Annotated in this window: 20 protein-coding genes; 9 read left to right on the forward strand and 11 right to left on the reverse strand. The window is 70.9% G+C overall.

Annotated features, from left to right (window positions below):
- Positions 1-40: 40 nt before the first annotated feature.
- The gene (locus AB0I98_RS42405) at positions 41-256 is read right to left on the reverse strand and encodes an I78 family peptidase inhibitor (RefSeq protein WP_210574655.1); all 216 of its coding nucleotides are present in this window, start codon (positions 254-256) and stop codon (positions 41-43) included.
- A 433-nt stretch (positions 257-689) separates the two neighbouring features.
- On the opposite strand from AB0I98_RS42405, the gene ctaD reads away from it, so the two are divergent.
- Positions 690-2,369, forward strand: coding sequence for a cytochrome c oxidase subunit I (gene ctaD, locus AB0I98_RS42410; protein WP_362951307.1), 1,680 nt, complete (start codon positions 690-692; stop codon positions 2,367-2,369).
- Here ctaD and AB0I98_RS42415 read toward each other — a convergent pair.
- From AB0I98_RS42415 to AB0I98_RS42425, 3 genes are read right to left on the reverse strand one after another with little or no spacing between them, the layout of a single operon-like run.
- Positions 2,260-3,291, reverse strand: a complete 1,032-nt coding sequence (locus AB0I98_RS42415) for a YafY family protein (protein WP_362951309.1) — start codon at positions 3,289-3,291, stop codon at positions 2,260-2,262. The two genes, ctaD and AB0I98_RS42415, sit on opposite strands and share 110 nt — an antisense overlap.
- Positions 3,292-3,339: 48 nt before the next feature.
- The gene (locus AB0I98_RS42420; RefSeq protein WP_362951311.1) at positions 3,340-4,635 is read right to left on the reverse strand and encodes an ABC transporter substrate-binding protein; all 1,296 of its coding nucleotides are present in this window, start codon (positions 4,633-4,635) and stop codon (positions 3,340-3,342) included.
- The gene (locus tag AB0I98_RS42425) at positions 4,604-5,161 is read right to left on the reverse strand and encodes a hypothetical protein (protein ID WP_362951313.1); all 558 of its coding nucleotides are present in this window, start codon (positions 5,159-5,161) and stop codon (positions 4,604-4,606) included. The genes AB0I98_RS42420 and AB0I98_RS42425 overlap by 32 nt, the downstream gene beginning before the upstream one ends.
- Positions 5,162-5,284: 123 nt before the next feature.
- On the opposite strand from AB0I98_RS42425, the gene AB0I98_RS42430 reads away from it, so the two are divergent.
- From AB0I98_RS42430 to AB0I98_RS42440, 3 genes are read left to right on the forward strand one after another with little or no spacing between them, the layout of a single operon-like run.
- Positions 5,285-5,761: a hypothetical protein gene (locus tag AB0I98_RS42430; RefSeq protein WP_362951314.1), complete on the forward strand. Its 477-nt coding sequence runs from the start codon at positions 5,285-5,287 to the stop codon at positions 5,759-5,761.
- Positions 5,761-8,532: an ATP-binding cassette domain-containing protein gene (locus AB0I98_RS42435; RefSeq protein WP_362951315.1), complete on the forward strand. Its 2,772-nt coding sequence runs from the start codon at positions 5,761-5,763 to the stop codon at positions 8,530-8,532. The genes AB0I98_RS42430 and AB0I98_RS42435 overlap by 1 nt, the downstream gene beginning before the upstream one ends.
- Positions 8,529-9,236: an ATP-binding cassette domain-containing protein gene (locus AB0I98_RS42440; protein ID WP_362951317.1), complete on the forward strand. Its 708-nt coding sequence runs from the start codon at positions 8,529-8,531 to the stop codon at positions 9,234-9,236. Before AB0I98_RS42435 ends, AB0I98_RS42440 begins: the two co-directional genes overlap by 4 nt.
- Here AB0I98_RS42440 and AB0I98_RS42445 read toward each other — a convergent pair.
- On the reverse strand, positions 9,142-9,777 hold the full coding sequence (locus AB0I98_RS42445) for a transglycosylase family protein (protein WP_362951318.1): 636 nt from the start codon (positions 9,775-9,777) through the stop codon (positions 9,142-9,144). The two genes, AB0I98_RS42440 and AB0I98_RS42445, sit on opposite strands and share 95 nt — an antisense overlap.
- Before the next feature lie 114 nt (positions 9,778-9,891).
- A complete protein-coding gene (locus AB0I98_RS42450; RefSeq protein WP_362951319.1) occupies positions 9,892-10,524 on the reverse strand; it encodes a transglycosylase family protein in 633 nt (210 codons plus the stop codon).
- Between the two features lie 535 nt (positions 10,525-11,059).
- On the opposite strand from AB0I98_RS42450, the gene AB0I98_RS42455 reads away from it, so the two are divergent.
- Together AB0I98_RS42455 and AB0I98_RS42460 are read left to right on the forward strand one after the other, a co-directional pair.
- Entirely contained in the window at positions 11,060-11,842 is a 783-nt protein-coding gene (locus tag AB0I98_RS42455; RefSeq protein WP_362951321.1) for a hypothetical protein, read from the forward strand.
- 175 nt (positions 11,843-12,017) lie between these two features.
- A complete protein-coding gene (locus AB0I98_RS42460; protein ID WP_362951323.1) occupies positions 12,018-12,401 on the forward strand; it encodes a hypothetical protein in 384 nt (127 codons plus the stop codon).
- 49 nt (positions 12,402-12,450) lie between these two features.
- On the opposite strand, the gene der is transcribed toward AB0I98_RS42460, so the two are convergent.
- The 5 genes from der to aroH form a co-directional block, all read right to left on the reverse strand.
- Positions 12,451-13,926, reverse strand: a complete 1,476-nt coding sequence (gene der, locus AB0I98_RS42465) for a ribosome biogenesis GTPase Der (RefSeq protein WP_362951325.1) — start codon at positions 13,924-13,926, stop codon at positions 12,451-12,453.
- A 74-nt stretch (positions 13,927-14,000) separates the two neighbouring features.
- Complete coding sequence (locus tag AB0I98_RS42470; RefSeq protein ID WP_362951374.1) at positions 14,001-14,588, reverse strand: lysophospholipid acyltransferase family protein; 588 nt, start codon at positions 14,586-14,588, stop codon at positions 14,001-14,003.
- Between the two features lie 53 nt (positions 14,589-14,641).
- A complete protein-coding gene (gene cmk, locus AB0I98_RS42475) occupies positions 14,642-15,337 on the reverse strand; it encodes a (d)CMP kinase (RefSeq protein ID WP_362951327.1) in 696 nt (231 codons plus the stop codon).
- Positions 15,338-15,437: 100 nt separating this feature from the next.
- Entirely contained in the window at positions 15,438-16,523 is a 1,086-nt protein-coding gene (locus AB0I98_RS42480) for a prephenate dehydrogenase (protein WP_362951329.1), read from the reverse strand.
- Positions 16,520-16,882, reverse strand: a complete 363-nt coding sequence (gene aroH, locus AB0I98_RS42485; protein WP_362951331.1) for a chorismate mutase — start codon at positions 16,880-16,882, stop codon at positions 16,520-16,522. Before aroH ends, AB0I98_RS42480 begins: the two co-directional genes overlap by 4 nt.
- Positions 16,883-17,110: 228 nt before the next feature.
- Between aroH and AB0I98_RS42490 the strand changes: the two genes are divergently transcribed.
- Genes AB0I98_RS42490 through AB0I98_RS42500 form a run of 3 tightly spaced genes read left to right on the forward strand, consistent with a single transcriptional unit; the run spans position 17,111 to position 18,782 of the window.
- A complete protein-coding gene (locus AB0I98_RS42490; RefSeq protein ID WP_362951333.1) occupies positions 17,111-17,770 on the forward strand; it encodes a hypothetical protein in 660 nt (219 codons plus the stop codon).
- Between the two features lie 23 nt (positions 17,771-17,793).
- Positions 17,794-18,378, forward strand: coding sequence for a DUF6529 family protein (locus AB0I98_RS42495; protein WP_362951335.1), 585 nt, complete (start codon positions 17,794-17,796; stop codon positions 18,376-18,378).
- Positions 18,375-18,782 (forward strand): Rieske (2Fe-2S) protein, encoded by a 408-nt coding sequence (locus AB0I98_RS42500; protein ID WP_362951337.1) that lies wholly within the window; start codon positions 18,375-18,377, stop codon positions 18,780-18,782. Before AB0I98_RS42495 ends, AB0I98_RS42500 begins: the two co-directional genes overlap by 4 nt.
- Positions 18,783-18,804: the final 22 nt, after the last annotated feature.

The raw sequence follows: 18,804 nt of genomic DNA on the forward strand, positions 1-18,804 counted from the left end.
GGATGCGTTCGATGCGGGAAACCAGGGCCGTCGCCGTTTCTCAGCCCTTCCAGGCCCGCGCCACCAGGCCGTCCTTGACCTCGAAGTTCAGCCGTCCCACGCGGTACTCCATGGTGATGATCGCGCCCGGCGGCAGGGACCGCACGGTCGACCAGCCCCGGTCACGGGCGCGTTGCTCGGCCGCTCCGGCATCGAGGCCCACATACGAATCCGGGCTGTCCTGAGGTTCGGCGGGAGGTTTCGGAATGGGTGCCATGGCGCCACGCTAGGCCCCATTGAGCGGGCACGGAAGTCGGATCCGTGCACCGTGGGTCACTGATCCCTCCCGGGTCACACTTTTGTCACAGGATCACGACACGCGTTTCTGGTGCACTTCGTCACACGAACGGGCGCGCGCGTACGCCTTACGCAGGCATTCGAACGTAATTTCCGCGTGTCGCCCGACTCCGGCGAAAAGCCCGGCGGAAAGTGCCGGGGTAACCGCCACGGATCCGCATTCCATTCCGATTCCGCGTGGGGCCCACGGGGGCTGACGCCGCACAGGAAATGCATGGCTCAGGCACAGAACCCCGGTACGCCCCCTGTCGCGGCGCACGACGACGCGAGCATCATGACGTGAGCTCGCGGGCACTCGCGCGCCGCGGGCTGCAGCGGCCCGTGGCGCGACGAGCGAAGGGGCGAGCGAGCGTATGGGGACCGAGACCGTGCAGACGGCGATGCGGCCCGTGCGGAGAAGGCCGCAGGGACGGGTGGTCGTCGACTGGCTGACCACCACCGACCACAAGAAGATCGGCCATCTCTACCTGATCACGTCGTTCGCGTTCTTCCTCGTCGGCGGCCTGATGGCGCTGATCATGCGCGCCGAACTCGCCCGGCCGGGGCTGCAGCTCATCGACAACCAGCAGTTCAACCAGCTGTTCACGATGCACGGCACGATCATGCTGTTGCTGTTCGCGACGCCGACCTTCGCGGGTTTCGCCAACGAGCTGATGCCGCTGCAGATCGGCGCCCCCGACGTCGCCTTCCCGCGGCTGAACATGCTGTCGTACTGGCTGTTCTTGTTCGGCGGCCTGATCGTGCTGGGCTCGCTGCTGGTGCCTTCGGGGCCCGCGGCCTTCGGCTGGTTCGCCTACGCGCCGCTGAACAGCGCGGAACGCTCACCGGGCGTCGGACCCGACCTGTGGATCATGGGGCTCGCGCTGGCCGGCTTCGGCACGATCCTCGGCGCGGTCAATTTCATCACCACGATCATCGGGATGCGCGTCCCCGGCATGACGATGTTCCGGATGCCGATCTTCGTGTGGAACACGCTGTTCACGTCGATCCTGATCCTGATGGCGTTCCCGGTACTGGCCGCGGCGCTGCTCTGTCTGGAGGCGGACCGGCGGTTCGGCTCGCAGATCTTCACGGCGGCGAACGGTGGCGCACTGCTGTGGCAGCACCTGTTCTGGTTCTTCGGGCATCCCGAGGTGTACATCATCGCGCTGCCGTTCTTCGGCATCATCACGGAGATCATTCCGGTCTTCAGCCGGAAGCCGATCTTCGGCTATCTGACGCTGGTCGGCGCGACGATGGCGATCACCGGTCTGTCGATGGTGGTGTGGGCGCACCACATGTTCGCGACGGGCGCGGTGCTGCTGCCGTTCTTCTCCTTCATGAGCTTCCTGATCGCGGTGCCGACGGGCGTGAAGTTCTTCAACTGGACCGGGACCATGCTCAAGGGCTCACTGTCCTTCGAGACGCCGATGCTGTGGTCGGTGGGGTTCCTGGTGACGTTCCTCTTCGGCGGTCTGACCGGCGTGATCCTCGCCTCGCCGCCGATGGACTTCCACGTCACGGACACCTACTTCGTGGTCGCGCACTTCCACTACGTCGTGTTCGGCACGGTCGTCTTCGCGATCTTCGCCGGCTTCTACTTCTGGTGGCCGAAGTTCACCGGGAAGATGCTCGACGAGCGGCTCGGCAAGATCCACTTCTGGACGCTGTTCATCGGCTTCCACACCACGTTCCTGGTGATGCACTGGCTGGGCGCCGAGGGCATGCCGCGCCGCTACTCGGACTATCTCGCCGCCGACGGCTTCACGGCGCTCAACACCGTCTCGACGATCGGCTCGTTCCTCCTCGGCCTGTCGACGCTGCCGTTCCTCTACAACGTCTGGAAGACCGCCAAGTACGGCAAGAAGGTCGAGGTCGACGACCCCTGGGGCTACGGCCGCTCCCTGGAGTGGGCGACCTCCTGCCCGCCGCCCCGGCACAACTTCACCACGCTGCCCCGGATCCGCTCGGAGTCGCCGGCGTTCGACCTGCACCATCCCGAGTACGCGGAGCTCGCTCCAGAGCGCGAGACAGCCGGTCCCGAGCGGTCCTGATCGTGTCGGTGAGCTCGGCGGGCTCCAGCACCTCGAATTCGAAGCCCATCAGCATCACGTGAATGACCATCACGTCGAGACTCGCGGCCCCGGTGCGCAGGACGCAGTTGTTCTCGCCGTCGGGTTCCAGCACCCCGGCCGACGGCGAGATCCGCTCGGCCGCCTCCGCCAGCGGCACCAGCAGCCGGACGACGGCGTGCGAGGCGTACGCGCGCGTGGAGACCCCTTGGGAGACATACGCGGCGAGGTCGTCGGCGGGCGGCTTGCGCGGGGTGAACCGCGGGCCGTGCGGCGGTTTCGGGGTGATGCGGTCGACGCGGAACGTACGCCAGTCGTCGCGGTCCAGGTCCCAGGCGACCAGGTACCAGCGGCGCTCGGTGCACACCAGGCGGTGCGGTTCGACGGTACGGCGGGTCACGGCTCCCTCGTGGGTGCGGTACTCGAAGCGCAGCCGCTCGGCGTCCCGGCACAGATGGGCCAGCTCGGTGAGGACGGCCGGGTCGACGGCGGAGGGCTCGGGTCCGCTCCGCAGCATCGGCACGGTGAAGGCGTTCAGGGCGCCCACGCGGCGGCGCAGCCGGCTCGGCAGGACCTGTTCGAGCTTGGCGAGGGCCCGTACGGAGGTCTCGCCGATACCCTCGATGCCCTGTCCGGCGGCCGTGCGCAGCCCGACAGCGACGGCCACCGCCTCGTCGTCGTCCAGGAGCAGCGGCGGCAGCTCGGCGCCCGCGCCCAGCTGGTAGCCGCCGCCCGTGCCGGGGCTGGCGTTGACGGGATAGCCCAGCTCGCGCAGCCGGTCCACGTCCCGGCGCACGGTGCGCGGCGTGACGCCGAGCCGCTCGGCCAGGTCGGCGCCGGACCATTCGCGGTGGGCCTGGAGAAGCGAGAGCAGGCGCAGCAGTCGTGCCGAGGTCTCCAACATGGTGGTGAGTCTGCCAGCCCTTGCGGACAGGGACGGTCCGCAAAGACGTCATTGCTCGTACGGCAGTTGCGGCACGTCGAAGCAGGTGTCGTTCATGTCCCCCTGGGAGACCCAGCCCTTGCCGTCCTGCCAGCGGGCCACCGACAGACAGGTCCTGCGGGTCCTGGGCGGCTCGGCCAGCCGCTCGAACCGGACCGGAACCAGCAGTCCGTCGGCGGTGTAGCCCTCGCTGCGGTTCATGAAGTCGTCGACGCACGCGCGCGTGACGCCCTCCTGGGCACAGGACCGTGCCGCCTCCGTGAACCACGCCGCGGCGGCCCACCCCTCCAACTGCCACTGCGAGTGCGTCTTCAGCCCCTCGGTGGCGTCCCGGAACTCCCTTACGGCCTCATGGTCCGTGTCCTCGTGACTCCGGCTGGATCCGGTCGCCCACAGGGCGTTGCGGCAGCGCGGCGAGTCCTTGTAGTCGTCGGGGACGGCGGACGTCCAGTTCTGTACGTTCGTGACCTTGGCGGTGACCTCGGCGCCGACGTCGTCCATCGCCTTGCACAGCTGGGCGTTGCCGTGCCCGTCGATCGCGTCGAAGACGAGGTCGGCGCCCTGCTCCTTGAGGTCGGCCGCCACGGCACGGAAGTTGGGCAGCGCGAAGTCGACCTGCTCGGTGACGACCTTGTAGCCCTCGGCCTTCAACCCCCGCTCGACGAGCCGGGCGTAGGCGGCGGACGCGGCCTGGTTGTACGAGACGACGGCGGCCGTGCGGGCGCCGTGCTCGCGCTTGAAGTACCGGTAGACCTCGGTGCCGCCGTACTGCTTGCCGTCCCAGCCGGTCGTGCCGTCGCGGGGCGCGAGGCTGCCGTAGATGCCGTAGAGGTGCGGCCAGGTGTCGTAGGCGGCGCCGATGGGCTGGCCGCCGATGTCGGGCACGCGCGCGCGTGAGACACGGGAGGCGCCCGCGTAGTCGAGCGCCGTGGTGGCGACCAGGGCGACGACCTCGTCCTCGTCGATGAGCTGGTGCACGCACTCGTTGTTGCCGACTCCGCTGCCGCCGTCGTCGCACAGGCGCACCTCGACCGGGCGTCCGTCGATGCCCCCGCGCGCGTTGAGGCGGTCGAAGTAGGCCTTGGCGCCGTCGCGCGGGCCGGTGAAGGCGTTGCCGCCGACGGGGCTGGTGGCGCTGGTGATGATGCCGACGCGCAGCGGCGCACCGGCGGTCGCCTGTGGGGTCGTACGGCCGTCGTTCTCGAAGTCGCTCTCCGGCAGGCGGCTGCCGCAGGCCGTGCTCAGGGCGAGCAGCAGCACCGCGGCGAGGGCCTCAGCAGCCCGGGAGGGCCGACGCCGAGGCATTGCCGCTCATGCTCACCAGCGCGCACAGGGTCTTGGCGGACACCTTCCAGGCGCCGTCCTGCTCGACCGCCGTTCCGGAGGCGCCGGGCAATGCGGTGGCGCCCTTAAGCGTCAGGTCGTACGTCACGTTCGCCTCGGTCGGCGAGGTGAACTCGACCGCGGTGACCTTCGCTTGAACCTGGCCGCCGCGTTCGTCGCCGCTGAAGGCCGCCAGCACGGGCGCCATGCGGTCGCCGTTCTCGAGGACGGACTGCTTGTCCTGTGTCGAGGTCGCCGGATCGAAGAACTTCTGCCAGTTCTGCTTGATCTCCCGCTCGGCCGCCGCCGTGTCGGCGGGCCCCGACGCGGCCGGACTCGTCGGCTGCTCGGTCCGATCGACGGTCGGTGTCGGCGGAGTCTCGCTGCTGCCGCCGCCCTCGTCGTCGCCGCAGGCCGCTAGGGCCGGGGCGAGGAAGAGGAGCAGCGCGGCCATGATCGCGGTGCCGCGTCCCGCGTTCCCCCGCCTGAGGTCGCTCCCGAGAACCATCTGGCTCACCACCGGGTGTCGGTCCGGGCCGGGTGCGCCCGGTGCTTTCAGGGTCAGCTTGCAGAAGGCATAGTGCAAGCCATTGGCTGACATGGACAGAGACATGACGTGTGGGAGCCACCAATGCAGACAGGCCGACTGCGGACCGTGCACCCCGTCCTCTGGGCCGGCTGGGCGGCGCTCGCCGCGGGCGCGGTGCTGTGTGTGATCGGCTGGTACGGCATCTCGGGCGAGCGGTTCGCCGAGCGGCAGCTGCCCTATCTCGCGTCCTGCACGGTCCCGGGAGCCGCGTTGATCATCGCCGGTGCGGTGCTGCTGACGCATGGCCGGAACGCCCTTGCCGCCGCGCGCATGGAGGAGCTGTACGGCCTGCTGGTCGCCGCCGAGCCCGACGGCACCGTGGACTCCGCGCAGGCGGCGGCCGCGCCCCTCGCGGTCAGCGCGGATCTGCTGATGGTGCCCGGCGGCACGCTGTTCCATCGCGCGGACTGCCCGTTGGTCGCCGGGAAGGCGGAGTCGGTGCCGGTGGACGGGAAGCTGGTGGCGAGCGGCGAGCTGGGGCCCTGCCCGATCTGTGAGCCCGCCGAAGCAGACGGCTGATGTCGTCCCTCACGTACGACCTCACGCTCGCCGGTCTGTCGGTCGGCAGCGCCGCCGCGCTCACCGGGATCGGCCTGATCGTGACGTACCGCGCGACCGGCGTGCTCAACTTCGCGCACGGGGCGATCGCCATGGTGTGCGCGTACGCGCTGCGGCAGTGCGTGGTCGAGTGGGGCTGGCCGCTGTGGCTCGGCGCGCTGGTGACGCTGGTGGTCCTGGCGCCGGGTCTGGGGGTGGTGCTGGAGCGTTTCGTCTTCCGCCCGCTGTCCGTGCTCGGCAGCGATCCGGCCCAGACGCTGGTGGCGTCGATCGGGGTCTTCGTGCTGCTGGTCGGCGGGGCGGCGCTGATGTGGGGGCAGGGTGCGCGGGACGACGCTCCCGAACTGGTGTCGGCGGATCCGTGGGGGCAGTTGGCGGTGGTGGCCGTACTGGCGACCGGTGTCGGTGCGGTGATCCGGTGGACGCGGTTCGGGCGGGAGCTGCGGGCGGTCGTGGACGACCGGCAGCTGGCCGTGCTCGGCGGGATCGACGCGGACCGGGTGGCGGCGGCCGGCTGGGCGTTCGGGTCGTTCACGGCGGGTCTGACGGGCGTGCTGCTGGCGCCGTACGTCCGGCTGGACCCGTACGGACTGCCGCTGCTCGTCATGGAGGTCGTCGCGGTCGCGGTGGCGGCGCGGATGCGGAGTCTGCCGGTCGCGGTCGTGACGGCGCTGGGGATCGGGGTGGCGCAGAGCCAGCTGACGCGGCTTCATCCCTCGGGCTGGGGCGAGCCGTTGCTGCAGGCCGTCGGCGCGAACCTGTTCGTGGTGGCGCTGCTGATCGCGGCCCTCGTCCTGCCCCGCGTCGGCACCCGGGACGCACTGCCGCGCACGGCCACCGCGCGCGTGCCGACCCCGCCGGGCGCCTGGATAGTGGCGGTGGTCCTGTTTCTGCTGCCGCTGGGCTTCGCGGGCTCGGACCTCCATACGTCGGTGCAGGTGCCGGCGCTGGGCGTGGTGCTGCTCTCCCTGGTGGTCGTCACGGGCCGCGGCGGCCAGATCTCGCTCGGGCAGGCGGCGTACGCGGGTCTGGGCGCCCTCTTCACCGCCCTGCTCGCGGCGGGCCGCTTCCCCGGCCTGCCCCGCCTGCCGGAACTGGCCGCGCTGGCGGTGGCGGTGCTCCTGGTCGCTCCCCTGGGCCTGCTCACCGGTTGGCCGGCGATCAGCCGCCAGGGCCTCGCGCTGGCGCTGGCGACCTTCGCGGTCGGCGTGGGCGTGAGCCGCTTCGTCTTCGCGCAGCCGTACGCCACGTCGGGCCTCTCGCTGGACCGCCCGGCGGGCTTCGACGGGGACCGCGCGTACTACGTCCTGGAGTTGGCCCTGCTGGCAGCCGCGCTCCTCGCGACGCACGCGCTGCGCAGGGGCCGTACGGGCAGAGCCCTCGCGGCCATGCGCGACCACGAGTCGGGCGCGTCGGCGGCAGGCGTGAAGGTCCCGTCCCTCAAACTCCTGGCCTTCGTCTCCGGCGCCGCCCTGGCCGCCCTCGGCGGCGGCCTGCTCGGCATGGGCCTCCGCGCCTTCGACCCCGGCGCCTACGACCCCGTCCGCGGCCTGCTCTGGTTCGCCGCGGTGGTGGTCCTGGGCGCCGACTCCACCCTGGGCGCCCTGGCAGCAGCCGCCCTCCTCGTCGGCCTGGACGCGGGAGCGCGAGGCGGCGTGGCAGCGGCCCTGATCGGCGTACTGGCAGTCCTGGTCGGCCGCTTCCCCGGAGGACCGTACGAGGCACTGCGAACGGCGACAAGACGCCTACGCCCACGGCGGAACGCGACACTGACGCCGGCGGGACTGGAGCTACGCAGGCGCCTACAACGACGGGAACAAGGCCGACCCCTACACCCGGAACCGACGACCCCGACGACCACCGACGGCACAGCCACGACTACGACAGCCGACACGAGGCTCCGCCAGGGGCTACCCACGGGCCACGTCAGCGCCCAGTCCCGACAGCAACCACCCGCACCCGCCGACGGCGCTCCACTCCCACCAGGGCCACCCGCGCCCGACGACGAAAGTGGCACGGGTGGTGCGGGTGGGAACTCCAATCCGATCCTCACCACCTGCCACCTCCACGCCGACTACGGCGGCTTCACCGCACTCGACGGCATCGACCTAGACGTCCCCCGAGGCCGGATCACCGCCATCGTCGGCCCCAACGGCGCAGGCAAGAGCACCCTGTTCCACTGCCTCGCCGGCACCCTGCGCCCCGCACAGGGCCACGTACGGCTCGACGACCGGGACATCACCCGACTGCCCGCACACGCCCGCACCCGGCTCGGCATCGCACGGACGTTCCAGCAACTGGCCGTTTTCCCCTCGCTGACCGTGGCCGAAAATGTTCGCGTGGGCGCCGAGCAGGGGCGGATCGCCGATCAGACGGCCGTAGAGCGGGCGCTGAGGCTGTTCGGTCTGGACGGGCCGGTCCGGGCGCTTCCCGCCGCGGGCCTGCCCACCGGCACCCTGCGCAGGGTGGAGCTGGCCCGAGCCCTCGCGGGCAGCCCGCGCGTGCTGCTGCTCGACGAGCCCGCCGCGGGACTGGACACCGCCGAAGTGACCGCGCTGGCCCGCATCCTGAAGGCCCTCGCCGCCGACGGCACCGCCCTGCTCGTCGTCGAGCACGATCTCGACCTGGTCGCCGACCTCGCCGACGTCGTACACGTCATGGCGGCGGGCCGCATCGTCGCCTCCGGCCCGCCCGACCGCGTACTGGACACGCTGGAGGCGGCCGGCCGATGACCACCACGATCTCCCTGCGGCACGCGCGCGTGCGCTACGGCCCTCTGGAAGCCCTGCACGGCGTCACCCTCGCCGCCCCCGGCCCCGGCCTCACCGTCCTGCTGGGCCGCAACGGATCCGGCCGTACGACGGCCCTGCGCGCCCTGGCCGGAACCGTGCCCCTGTCCGGCGGCGCGGTGGTGTGGGACGGCGTCGACGTGACCCGGACGCCGGCGTTCGAACGGGCCCGGCGCGGGCTGTGCATGGTCCCGGAGCGGCAGGCGGTGTTCGGCTCCCTCGCCGTCCGCGAGAACCTCGAACTGGCGGCGGCCGACGTGACCCCCGCCCTCGACGCCTACCCGCAGCTGACGCCCCTGCTGCCACGCCGGGCCGGCACCCTCTCCGGCGGCGAGCAGCGCATGCTCGCGCTCTCCCGCGCCCTGCTGGCACGCGCGCGCGTGGTGCTCGTCGACGAACCCACGCAGGGCATGTCCCCCACGGTCGCGGCACGGACGTACGAACTGCTGGCCGCACTCGACGCGTGTGTGGTCGTCGCCGAGCAGCGGCTGCCGCCCGCCCTCGACGGCCGGGCGGCGCTCGGGTACGAACTGCGCCGCGGCGCCGTCGTGTTCAGCGGCGAGGCGGGGGAACTTCAGCGGCGGGCAGCGGCGGACCGAAGAGACCAGGGGCCGGGTCCGGCGCACGGTCCCCGTCCTCCGGGATGACCAGCAGTATGTCCACCTTCAGCTGATCGGGACGGCGTCCAAGACGTTTCTTGTTGGCCTTGTGGAGCGCCTGCCAGCCGCCTCTGACGCCGTATCTGCGGGCGATCGACGTCAGCGTGTCGCCGCGCTGCACGGCATGCATCCGGCCCTTGAGCCCGTATCGCTTGGAGCAGACGGGCCAGGCCTCCCAGCCCTGCACCGCCACCACCTTCCGGGCGACGGCGATCTGCTCCTCGCGCGAGGCGAGATCCGCGCGCGGGGCGTACTTCAGGCCGCCGAATTCCTCCCAGGTGGACTGCCCGAACTGCAGCCCTCCGTAGAAGCCGTTGCCGGAGTTGACGTTCCAGCGCCCGCTGCTCTCGCACTCGGCGAGGCAGCCCCATGGCCACTTTCCCTTGCTGCACTCGCGGGGCCCGAGCAGCGTGTCGAGCAGCGGAACGGGGACCGGCAGCGGCGGCACCTCGTGCGCGGCGGCCGGTGTGACAGTGGCGAGCATCGCCGCCACCGTGAGCGTAATCAGCTTGGTGTACTTGGTGTACATCGGCTCACGCTAAGCAGCGCGTCGCGTACGGCCGCCGCGGCGCGTCCGGTGCGCCGAGGGGCCCCACCCGGTCGGCGCACCGGACGGGGCCCCGTGCCCGCAGCGGCGGACGACTCAGATGTCGAGGCGCTGTCCGGGCACGATCACATCGGGATCACTGCCGATGACGGCCTTGTTGACGGCGTGGATCTGCTGCCAGGTGGTCCCGTGCCGGGCGGCGATGCCGCTGAGGGTGTCGCCCTGGCGGACCGTGTAGTCGCCGCGGGACGCGCCGCGGTCGGGGTGTGTGGACGGGCGTTCCGGCGCCTTCGGCGGAGCCGCCTTCGTCGTGGCCGAGCCGCTCGCGGGAGCCGCGGGTGCGCTCCCGTACGCTCCGGCCCGTGCCGAGCAGGTCGGCCAGGCGCCCCAACCCTGGGCGCGCTGGACCTTGGTGGCTACCACGATCTGCTGCTCCCTGGAGGCCTGGTCGGCCGTAGGCGCGTAGGCCGTGCCGCCGTACGCGCGCCAGGTGCCGGCGGCGAACTGCAGTCCGCCGTAGTAGCCGTTACCGGTGCTGATGTGCCAGTTGCCGCCGCTCTCGCACTGGGCGATGCGGTCCCAGACCCCGCCGTCCGCCGCCGCGGCGTTGCCGCTCGCGGCCAGCAGTCCGAGGGGGGCGAGCAGAGCGGCCCCGGCGAGGACCGCCGTCGTACGTGTCGTACTCGTCTTGCGGACGTTGTCGCGGTTGGTATCGGCACAATCGGACATGGACATCCCTCTCCACGGACCCGGGATCCCCCAAGGCCGGGCGCACGTCCCGCGATTGGTCGCGGTCGGCGCGCTCAGCCCCGTCCGCCGGAGGCTGTACGACGAGCTGGCTTGGTGCGGCCGGCGGACGTTCCCGAGCGGTGCTCGTTGCACACGGCGGAGGAATGTACGGAGGACGGTGGGGCGGTATCAACCAACTCCTTGTCATTCCAGGCCAGTTCGCCGTTACCTCGGGTATCGGCGATTTCCGGACACCCACTTCATTCGTGAATTTCGGGATTTGTCGACCAGGCCTCCAGATGATCTGTGACCCACATCACCGATCCAACATCCTTGGATTCCCTAGCACTTGACAGGGAGTGCCCGACTCCGCACTCGGCGTGACGCACCGCATCGGATGGTTCGACTCCGTTCGTCTTGGGGCGTGACTCCCGCCACAGATCGCCCGTTGTCTCTTCATGAGCCCGGGACCCGCCCGGTTCACGGGCCGGGAGCCACCCGGTCCCGATACGCACCACATCCGAGGGAGCCACCCGTGCCGCGCATGCTCGACGTCAGCGACGACGTACGCGCCGAGATCGGCGACGATGAAGCCGACCGGCTGCTCGCCGGAGAGAACGCCCCTGGCAGTTACGACTGCACGTCCTGCCGCACCCCGGGCGACTCCGAGCAGGAGCGCACCAGCACCGTCCTGTTCATCGGCGACGAGACCGCCGTCCTCGCCTTCGCCCACGCCACCTGCCTGCCCTCGCAGGTCGTCCAGGTCACCGAGGAGCAACTGCGGGGCGCGGTGCGCTCCATCAGCGGCGACACCGTGGACCTGGAGCCCGACAAGATCGTCCCCGAGCAGGCCGTGCTCGGCGTGACCAGCGGACTCGTCCTGATCGCCGGTGAGTTGCACCCGGCGCTGGTCGTCGAGCCGACGGCGCCCATCGTGCGGCCCGGTGCGACCGGCGCCGGCGACGACTTTCTGCCGCTGCTCATCGAGCAGGGCTTCATGCCGCTGACGGCGATCGAGTCGGTGCCGTCGGTGTTGCACGGCTGGTCTGTGTTGCTGGCGATGGGGCAATTGCATGCGGTGCTGCAGCCGGGGCCCTCCGGGGGACAGCCGGTCGCGTGGTGGCAGGCGCATCAGCCGTTGCAGGTGACCGATGGGTGGCGGACCGCCGCGAACAAGCATCAGCAGGTGTTGATGTTCGCGGCGCCTGTGGGGGCGATTGGGCGGCAGCCGCGGGAGGATCTGTTGCGGGATGCGTTGGATAAGGCGGCCGCTAATGGGAAGTTGGTTGCGGCGGCGTTGCCACTTGCTGGGACGTGAGCTTTGCCTACTGTCCGGGGGCGGCTCGTTGAGTGGCGACTGCGGGTTCGTTGTGGCTTGTCGCGCAGTTCCCCGCGCCCCTTAGCGGCATTTAGCGCGCCCCTAATGCATCAGTGACCTGCGATGTCGGGCTCTTCAGCCGCATCTCTTGTGGCTTGGTGTCGTTTGGACATACGTGCACGCATACGACGTTCCCCGCCGCCCGTCCTTCTCGTCGATTCCGGCCGCTCGGGCTGCTGCGGAGAGTTCGGGTGGGTCATCGGCCACGCCGATCTACGACGCGCTCTACGCCGAGTACGTCAAGTCCTTCCGTACGTTGCCGGGTGACCGCAGGGGCGAGGAGGAGTTCGGGTTTGTGGCGTTCGGGTACCTCGATCACGGCGGATCCGGTCCGGGTTCGTGCAGCAGCTCGTACGGCGCCTACAGCATGGGGGCGTACAGCACCCGGCACGGCGGCGGGCAGCAGTCGCAGTGGCAGCGGGTCGGGCAGCTCCGGCCGCAGGGTGCGGGCATGCACCATGTGCCGGCGTTGCCTCCGGGGCCGCGGCGCGGCATCTGAGGTGTGAAGAGGGAAAGGGCGGCCCCGGTCGGGGCCGCCCTTTCGCTGTCTACTTCTTCTTGCCGCGCTTCTCGCGCACCCGCACGGAGATATGGATCGGCGTCCCCTCGAAGCTGAACTCCTCGCGCAGCCGGCGTTCGATGAAGCGCCGGTAGCCCGCCTCGATGAAGCCGGAGGCGAAGAGCACGAACCGCGGGGGCTTGGTGCCGGCCTGGGTGCCGAAGAGGATGCGGGGCTGCTTGCCGCCGCGGATGGGGTGCGGGTGGGCGGCGACCAGTTCGCCGAGGAAGGCGTTCAGGCGTCCGGTCGGGACGCGTGTCTCCCAGCCGTCGAGGGCCGTCTCGATCGCGGGGACCAGCTTCTCCATGTGGCGGCCGGTGCGCGCGGAGACGTTCACCCGCGGCGCCCACGCCACCTGGCCGAGCTCGGTCTCGATCTCCCGCTCCAGGTAGTAGCGGCGCTCCTCGTCGAGGGTGTCCCACTTGTTGAAGGCCAGGACGATCGCACGTCCGGCCTCGACGGCCATCGTCACGATCCGCTGGTCCTGCACCGAGATGCTCTCGGAGGCGTCGATGAGGATCACCGCCACCTCGGCCTTCTCCACGGCGGCCGCGGTGCGCAGCGAGGCGTAGTAGTCGGCGCCCTGCTGGAGGTGGACGCGCTTGCGGATACCGGCCGTGTCGACGAACTTCCAGGTGACACCGCCGAGTTCGATCAGCTCGTCGACCGGGTCGCGGGTGGTGCCCGCGACCTCGTTGACGACGACGCGCTCCTCGCCCGCCACCTTGTTCAGCAGCGAGGACTTGCCGACGTTCGGGCGGCCGATGAGGGCGATGCGGCGCGGGCCGCCGACCCCGGTGCCGAAGGTCTGCGCGGGCGCCTCGGGCAGCGCCTCCAGGACCTGGTCCAGCATGTCGCCGGTGCCGCGGCCGTGCAGCGCGGAGACCGGGTACGGCTCACCGAGACCGAGCGACCACAGGTACGCCGCGTCGGCCTCGCCGCTCGGGCCGTCCACCTTGTTGGCGGCGAGCACGACGGGCTTGCCGGCCTTGCGCAGCAGTCGTACGACCGCTTCGTCGGTGTCGGTCGCGCCGACCTTGGCGTCGACGACGAAGACGACGGCGTCGGCGGCCTCGATGGCGTACTCGGCCTGCGCGGCCACGGAGGCGTCGATGCCGAGGACGTCCTGCTCCCAGCCGCCGGTGTCGACGACCTTGAAGCGGCGGCCCGCCCACTCGGCCTCGTAGGTGACACGGTCGCGGGTGACGCCGGGCTTGTCCTCGACGACGGCCTCGCGGCGGCCGATGATGCGGTTCACCAGAGTCGACTTGCCGACGTTCGGCCGGCCGACGACGGCGAGCACCGGCAGCGGGCCGTGGCCGGCCGCCTCGATCGCGCCCTCCACGTCCTCGAGGTCGAAGCCCTCTTCTACGGCGAGCTCCATGAACTCCGCGTACTCGGCGTCGCCAAGTGCTCCGTGCTCGTGCTCCTCGCCCGAGCCATCGGAGTGGATCTGGTCGTTCATGAAGTCCGTACCTCGTTCGGTGTGGTGATCGGTGGATCCGCCCGATCTCGGGTGATCCACTACTTAAGTGTCGCTCAGCGCCCGGTCAGGCGCCTGGCGTTTTCCAGGTGCGCGGTGAGCTGCTTCTGGATGCGCTCGGTCGCCTCGTCGAGCGCCTTGCGCGTACGCCGTCCGCTGCCGTCGCCCGCGTCGAAGGGGTCGCCGAAGACGACGTCGATACGGGAGCGCAGCGCGGGCAGCGCCTTTATCAACCGTCCGGGCCGCTCGGTGCTTCCCAGGACGGCGACGGGAACGATCGGGGCGCCGCTGCGCACCGCGAAGTACGCGAGCCCGGATCGCAGCGCGGCGAAGTCGCCCTCGCCCCGGGTGCCCTCCGGGAAGATACCGAGCACACCGCCGGCCGCCAGCACGTCCAGCGCCTGGGTGATGGCCGTACGGTCGGCGGTCGAGCGGTCCACCTCAAGCTGGCCGACGGCCCGCATGAAGGAGGCGAGCGGGCCGATGAACGCTTCCTTCTTGACCAGGAAATGCGAGGCCCGGGGCGCCACGCCGATGACCATCGGGCCGTCGATGTTGTGCGAGTGGTTGACGGCGAGGATCACCGGACCGGTCGCGGGGACCCGCCAGCCACCCAGGACGCGCGGCTTCCACAGCCCGTACATCAGGCCGACGCCGATGCGCCGCCCGACCTCCGCGCCCCGCTCCGTTGGTGCCGTCACTTCGCTGCTCGCTTCTCCTCGACGAGGGTGACGACGCACTCGATGACCTGCTGGAGCGTGAGGTCGGAGGTGTCCACCTCGACCGCGTCGTCGGCCTTCGCGAGCGGCGAGGTCTTGCGGCTGGAGTCGGCCGCGTCCCGCTTCAGCAGCGCCTCACGGGTCGAGTGGACGTCGGACCCCTTGAGCTCACCGCTGCGGCGGGCGGCACGCGCCTCCGGGGAGGCGGTGAGGAAGATCTTCAGGTCGGCGTCGGGCAGCACCGTCGTACCGATGTCGCGGCCCTCGACGACGATGCCCCGCGTGGCCGAGGCCGCGATCGAGCGCTGCAGCTCGGTGATCCGCGCCCGCACCTCGGGCACCGCGCTGACCGCGCTGACCTTGGAGGTGACCTCCTGGGTGCGGATCGGCCCGGCGACGTCCGTGCCGTCGACCGTGATCGTCGGGTCGTCCGGGTCGGTACCGGAGAGGATCTCCGGCTTTCCTGCCGCGGCGGCGATCTCCGACGGGTCGGCGGTGTCGATCCCGTTGGTCACCATCCACCAGGTGATCGCCCGGTACTGGGCGCCGGTGTCCAGGTAGCTCAGGCCGAGCTGCGCGGCCACGGCCTTGGACGTGCTCGACTTGCCCGTGCCGGAGGGGCCGTCGATGGCGACAATCACGGCCGGGGCGGTCGGGGCGGCGCCGTTTTCCACGGATGGACACCTTCCTGGTGCGGTGCGGTGGGAGTGTGCGGGGCGCGATCGTGCCCCGCACAAGGTTACTGGGTTCGGGTCACTCGTCCGGCCCACGGCATCACTGCCGGATCGCCCAGCCCCGCTCCCGCAACGCCGCCGTCAGTACGGGGGCCGCCTGCGGCTGCACCATCAGCTGCATCAGACCGGCCTGCTGCCCGGTCGCGTGCTCGATGCGTACGTCCTCGATGTTGACCCCGGCCCGTCCCGCGTCCGCGAAGATGCGGGCCAGCTGCCCGGGCTGGTCGTCGATGAGCACGACCACGACCTCGTACACCTGCGGCGCGGCGCCGTGCTTGCCGGGGACCCGGACCTGGCCGGCGTTGCCCCGGCGCAGGACGTCCTCGATGCCGGCGGTCCCCTCGCGGCGCTTGGCGTCGTCGGAGGACTGCAGGGCGCGCAGGGCGCGGACCGTCTCGTCGAGGTCGGCGGAGACGTCCGCGAGGAGGTCGGCGACCGGCCCCGGGTTCGCGGAGAGGATGTCGATCCACATGCCGGGGTCGGACGCGGCGATCCGGGTCACATCGCGGATGCCCTGCCCACACAGTCGTACGGCCGCCTCGTCGGCGTTCTCCAGACGTGCGGCCACCATGCTGGAGACCAGGTGGGGCATGTGGGAGACCAGGGCGACGGCGCGGTCGTGGGCGTCGGCGTCCATGACGACCGGCACGGCGCGGCAGTGCGAGACCAGCTCCAGGGCGAGGTTCAGCACCTCGGTGTCGGTGTCCCGGGTCGGCGTGAGCACCCAGGGGCGGCCCTCGAAGAGGTCGCCGGTCGCGGCCAGCGGGCCGGACTTCTCTCGGCCGGACATGGGGTGGGTGCCGATGTACGACGACAGGTTGAGACCGAGCGCCTCGAGTTCGCGGCGGGGGCCGCCCTTGACGCTGGCCACGTCGAGGTAGCCGCGGGCCACGCCCCGGCGCATGGCGTCGGCGAGTACTCCGGCCACATGGGCGGGCGGGGCGGCGACGATCGCCAGGTCGACGGGGCCCTCGGGCGCCTCGTCCGAGCCGGCGCCGAGCGCGGCCGCCGTACGGGCCTGCTCCGGATCGTGGTCGGCGAGGTGGACGACGACACCTCGCTTGGCCAGGGCCAGGGCGGCGGAGGTGCCGATGAGGCCGGTGCCGATGACGAGTGCGGTCCTCACTGGGCGATGTCCTTGCGCAGGGCGGCCGCGGCGCCGAGGTAGACGTGCGCGATGTCGGCGCGGGGCTTGTCGGACTCGATGTGCGCGAGGACACGGACGACTCGCGGCATGGCGCCCTGGATGTCCAGTTCCTGCGCGCAGATCAGCGGTACGTCGACGATGCCGAGCTTGCGGGCCGCGGCGGCCGGGAAGTCGCAGTGCAGGTCGGGCGTGGCCGTGAACCAGATGCTGATCAGGTCGTCCGCGGTGAGGTCGTTCCGCTCCAGGACGGCGGTGAGCAGGGCTCCGACCTGCTCGTCCATGTGGCTGGCCTCGTCCACCTCGAGTTGGACGGCGCCTCGGACCGCTCGTACCGCCACGGCTTGGCTCCTTGCTGATGTACGGATCGTTGGTCCGTCCAGCCTAGTCAGCCCGGGTCGCGCGGGTGCGCCGCGCCCGCCCGCTGAGACGTGGGCACCAGACCCTGACAATGTCACGTGAACATCCCCATTCCGCTACTAGGGGTCACAACACCCCTGTGCGCCTCTGGACGCCGGCCGTCGGGTCCGCTCTCATGGGCAGGAAGCTCGCCTCGGGGGAGGCCCGTCATGAAGCGTTCCGGACCACTGTTCACTCTTCTCGCGGGACTGGTGCTCGGCTTGTTCATGCTGTCGCTCAACGCGACGACGGGGTCGAAGAGCGCGTCGTCCTCGTACACCGAGGAGTCGCCGTCGCCGAAGGCGTCCCCGGCGCCCACGCAGACGACCGCATCCCCCTCCCCCACACCCTCCCGGACGCCCGTCCCCGACGCCGACTACACGGGCCGCACAAAAGACGACTCCGCCTCCGTCGCCGTCTCCCTGCGCGACGGCAAGGCGGTCGCGTACTTCTGCGACGGCCGCGACAAGGAGTCGTGGCTGAAGGGCGACGTCGAGGACGACGGCACCATGCGGCTGACCGGCAAGAACGGGGCGAAGCTGAACGGCACCCTCAAGGGCAAGCGGATCAGCGGCACCGTAGACGTCGACGGCGGGCACTACGACTTCACCGCCGACCGGGCCAAGAAGCCGGACGGGCTGTACCGGGCGACCGGCAGGGCGGGCGACACCGACGTCGACGGCGGCTGGATCGTGCGGCAGGGCGGCCGGCAGCAGGTCGGCATCCTCAGCCGCGACGGAGAGCCCTCCCCCGCCCCACGGATCGACCCGGAGACCGGTGCGGTGACGGTCGACGGAGAGCAGCTCACGGCCCGGCCTGTCACCCCCTGATCCCCTGCTCCCGGGAGTCGAGCATGACCGTCGACCCGAACGCCGCCACTCAGGACTTTCCCTCGCCGGAGCCCGGCCACCGCCGCCCGCACCCGGCCCGCTATCTGGTGCCGGCGCTGGTCGCCGCCGCGGTCGCGGTCACCCTGGGGGTGTACGGCAAGGTCCACGACCCGGCGGGGACCGCCTTCAATCTCGCCGGTTTCAGCAGCACGGGGGCGGTGAAGTCATGGCTGGCGACGGCGGCGGTCTTCTTCGCGCTCGTCCAGGTCGTCTCGGCGCTGATGGTGTACGGCAAGCTGCCGGGCCCCGGCTGGTCGTCGGCGCTGCACCGCTGGTCGGGGCGGGTGGCGTTTCTGGTGTCGGTTCCGGTTGCGGTGCACTGCCTGTATGCGCTGGGCTATCAGACGTACGAAACGCGGGTTTTGTGGCACTCCATCCTGGGTTGCTTCTTCTTCGGTGCTTTCAGTGCCAAGATGCTGCTGCTCCGTTCGGAGCGCCTCCCCAACTGGCTGCTGCCGATCGTCGGCGGGCTTGTCTTCACCGTCCTGACGATCGTCTGGCTGACCTCCGCCCTCTGGTTCTTCCGCACCTTCGGAGTGACGACATGACCCCTGACCCGACCCGGCGCACGGTGCTCCTCGCCACGGGCGCGGCGGCGCTTCTCGTGGGCTGCAGCGAGTACGGCGACGACGAGGGCGATTCCTCGGAGGAGAACGCCTCCCCCGGTCAGGAACTGGCGAAGACCTCCGACATCCCGGTCGGCGGCGGCACGATCTTCAAGGACGAGAAGGTCGTCGTGACCCAGCCCAAGGAAGGCGACTTCAAGGCCTTCTCGAACATCTGCACCCACCAGCAGTGCCCGGTGGCGAGCGTCACGGGCGGCACCATCAACTGCACCTGCCACGGCAGCAAGTTCAGCATCGAGGACGGCTCGGTGCAGAATCCCCCGGCGACGAAGGCGCTGCCCGAGAAGCAGATCACCGTGGACGGAAATTCGATCCGCCTGGCGTGAACCGCCGCGTACGCTGCCCGGC

This window comes from Streptomyces sp. NPDC050211, assembly GCF_040656035.1.
Classification (GTDB): domain Bacteria; phylum Actinomycetota; class Actinomycetes; order Streptomycetales; family Streptomycetaceae; genus Streptomyces.

Excerpts from the sequence above, each read along its gene's own strand:
- AB0I98_RS42450 (WP_362951319.1), bottom strand. The coding sequence starts at position 10,524 with ATGTCCGATTGTGCCGATACCAACCGCGACAACGTCCGCAAGACGAGT.
- AB0I98_RS42415 (WP_362951309.1), bottom strand. The coding sequence starts at position 3,291 with ATGTTGGAGACCTCGGCACGACTGCTGCGCCTGCTCTCGCTTCTCCAG.
- der (WP_362951325.1), bottom strand. The coding sequence starts at position 13,926 with ATGAACGACCAGATCCACTCCGATGGCTCGGGCGAGGAGCACGAGCAC.
- AB0I98_RS42430 (WP_362951314.1), top strand. The coding sequence starts at position 5,285 with ATGCAGACAGGCCGACTGCGGACCGTGCACCCCGTCCTCTGGGCCGGC.
- AB0I98_RS42405 (WP_210574655.1), bottom strand. The coding sequence starts at position 256 with ATGGCACCCATTCCGAAACCTCCCGCCGAACCTCAGGACAGCCCGGAT.
- ctaD (WP_362951307.1), top strand. The coding sequence starts at position 690 with ATGGGGACCGAGACCGTGCAGACGGCGATGCGGCCCGTGCGGAGAAGG.
- AB0I98_RS42470 (WP_362951374.1), bottom strand. The coding sequence starts at position 14,588 with ATGTACGGGCTGTGGAAGCCGCGCGTCCTGGGTGGCTGGCGGGTCCCC.
- AB0I98_RS42445 (WP_362951318.1), bottom strand. The coding sequence starts at position 9,777 with ATGTACACCAAGTACACCAAGCTGATTACGCTCACGGTGGCGGCGATG.
- AB0I98_RS42440 (WP_362951317.1), top strand. The coding sequence starts at position 8,529 with ATGACCACCACGATCTCCCTGCGGCACGCGCGCGTGCGCTACGGCCCT.
- AB0I98_RS42500 (WP_362951337.1), top strand. The coding sequence starts at position 18,375 with ATGACCCCTGACCCGACCCGGCGCACGGTGCTCCTCGCCACGGGCGCG.
- AB0I98_RS42425 (WP_362951313.1), bottom strand. The coding sequence starts at position 5,161 with ATGGTTCTCGGGAGCGACCTCAGGCGGGGGAACGCGGGACGCGGCACC.
- AB0I98_RS42495 (WP_362951335.1), top strand. The coding sequence starts at position 17,794 with ATGACCGTCGACCCGAACGCCGCCACTCAGGACTTTCCCTCGCCGGAG.
- AB0I98_RS42435 (WP_362951315.1), top strand. The coding sequence starts at position 5,761 with ATGTCGTCCCTCACGTACGACCTCACGCTCGCCGGTCTGTCGGTCGGC.
- AB0I98_RS42490 (WP_362951333.1), top strand. The coding sequence starts at position 17,111 with ATGAAGCGTTCCGGACCACTGTTCACTCTTCTCGCGGGACTGGTGCTC.
- AB0I98_RS42420 (WP_362951311.1), bottom strand. The coding sequence starts at position 4,635 with ATGCCTCGGCGTCGGCCCTCCCGGGCTGCTGAGGCCCTCGCCGCGGTG.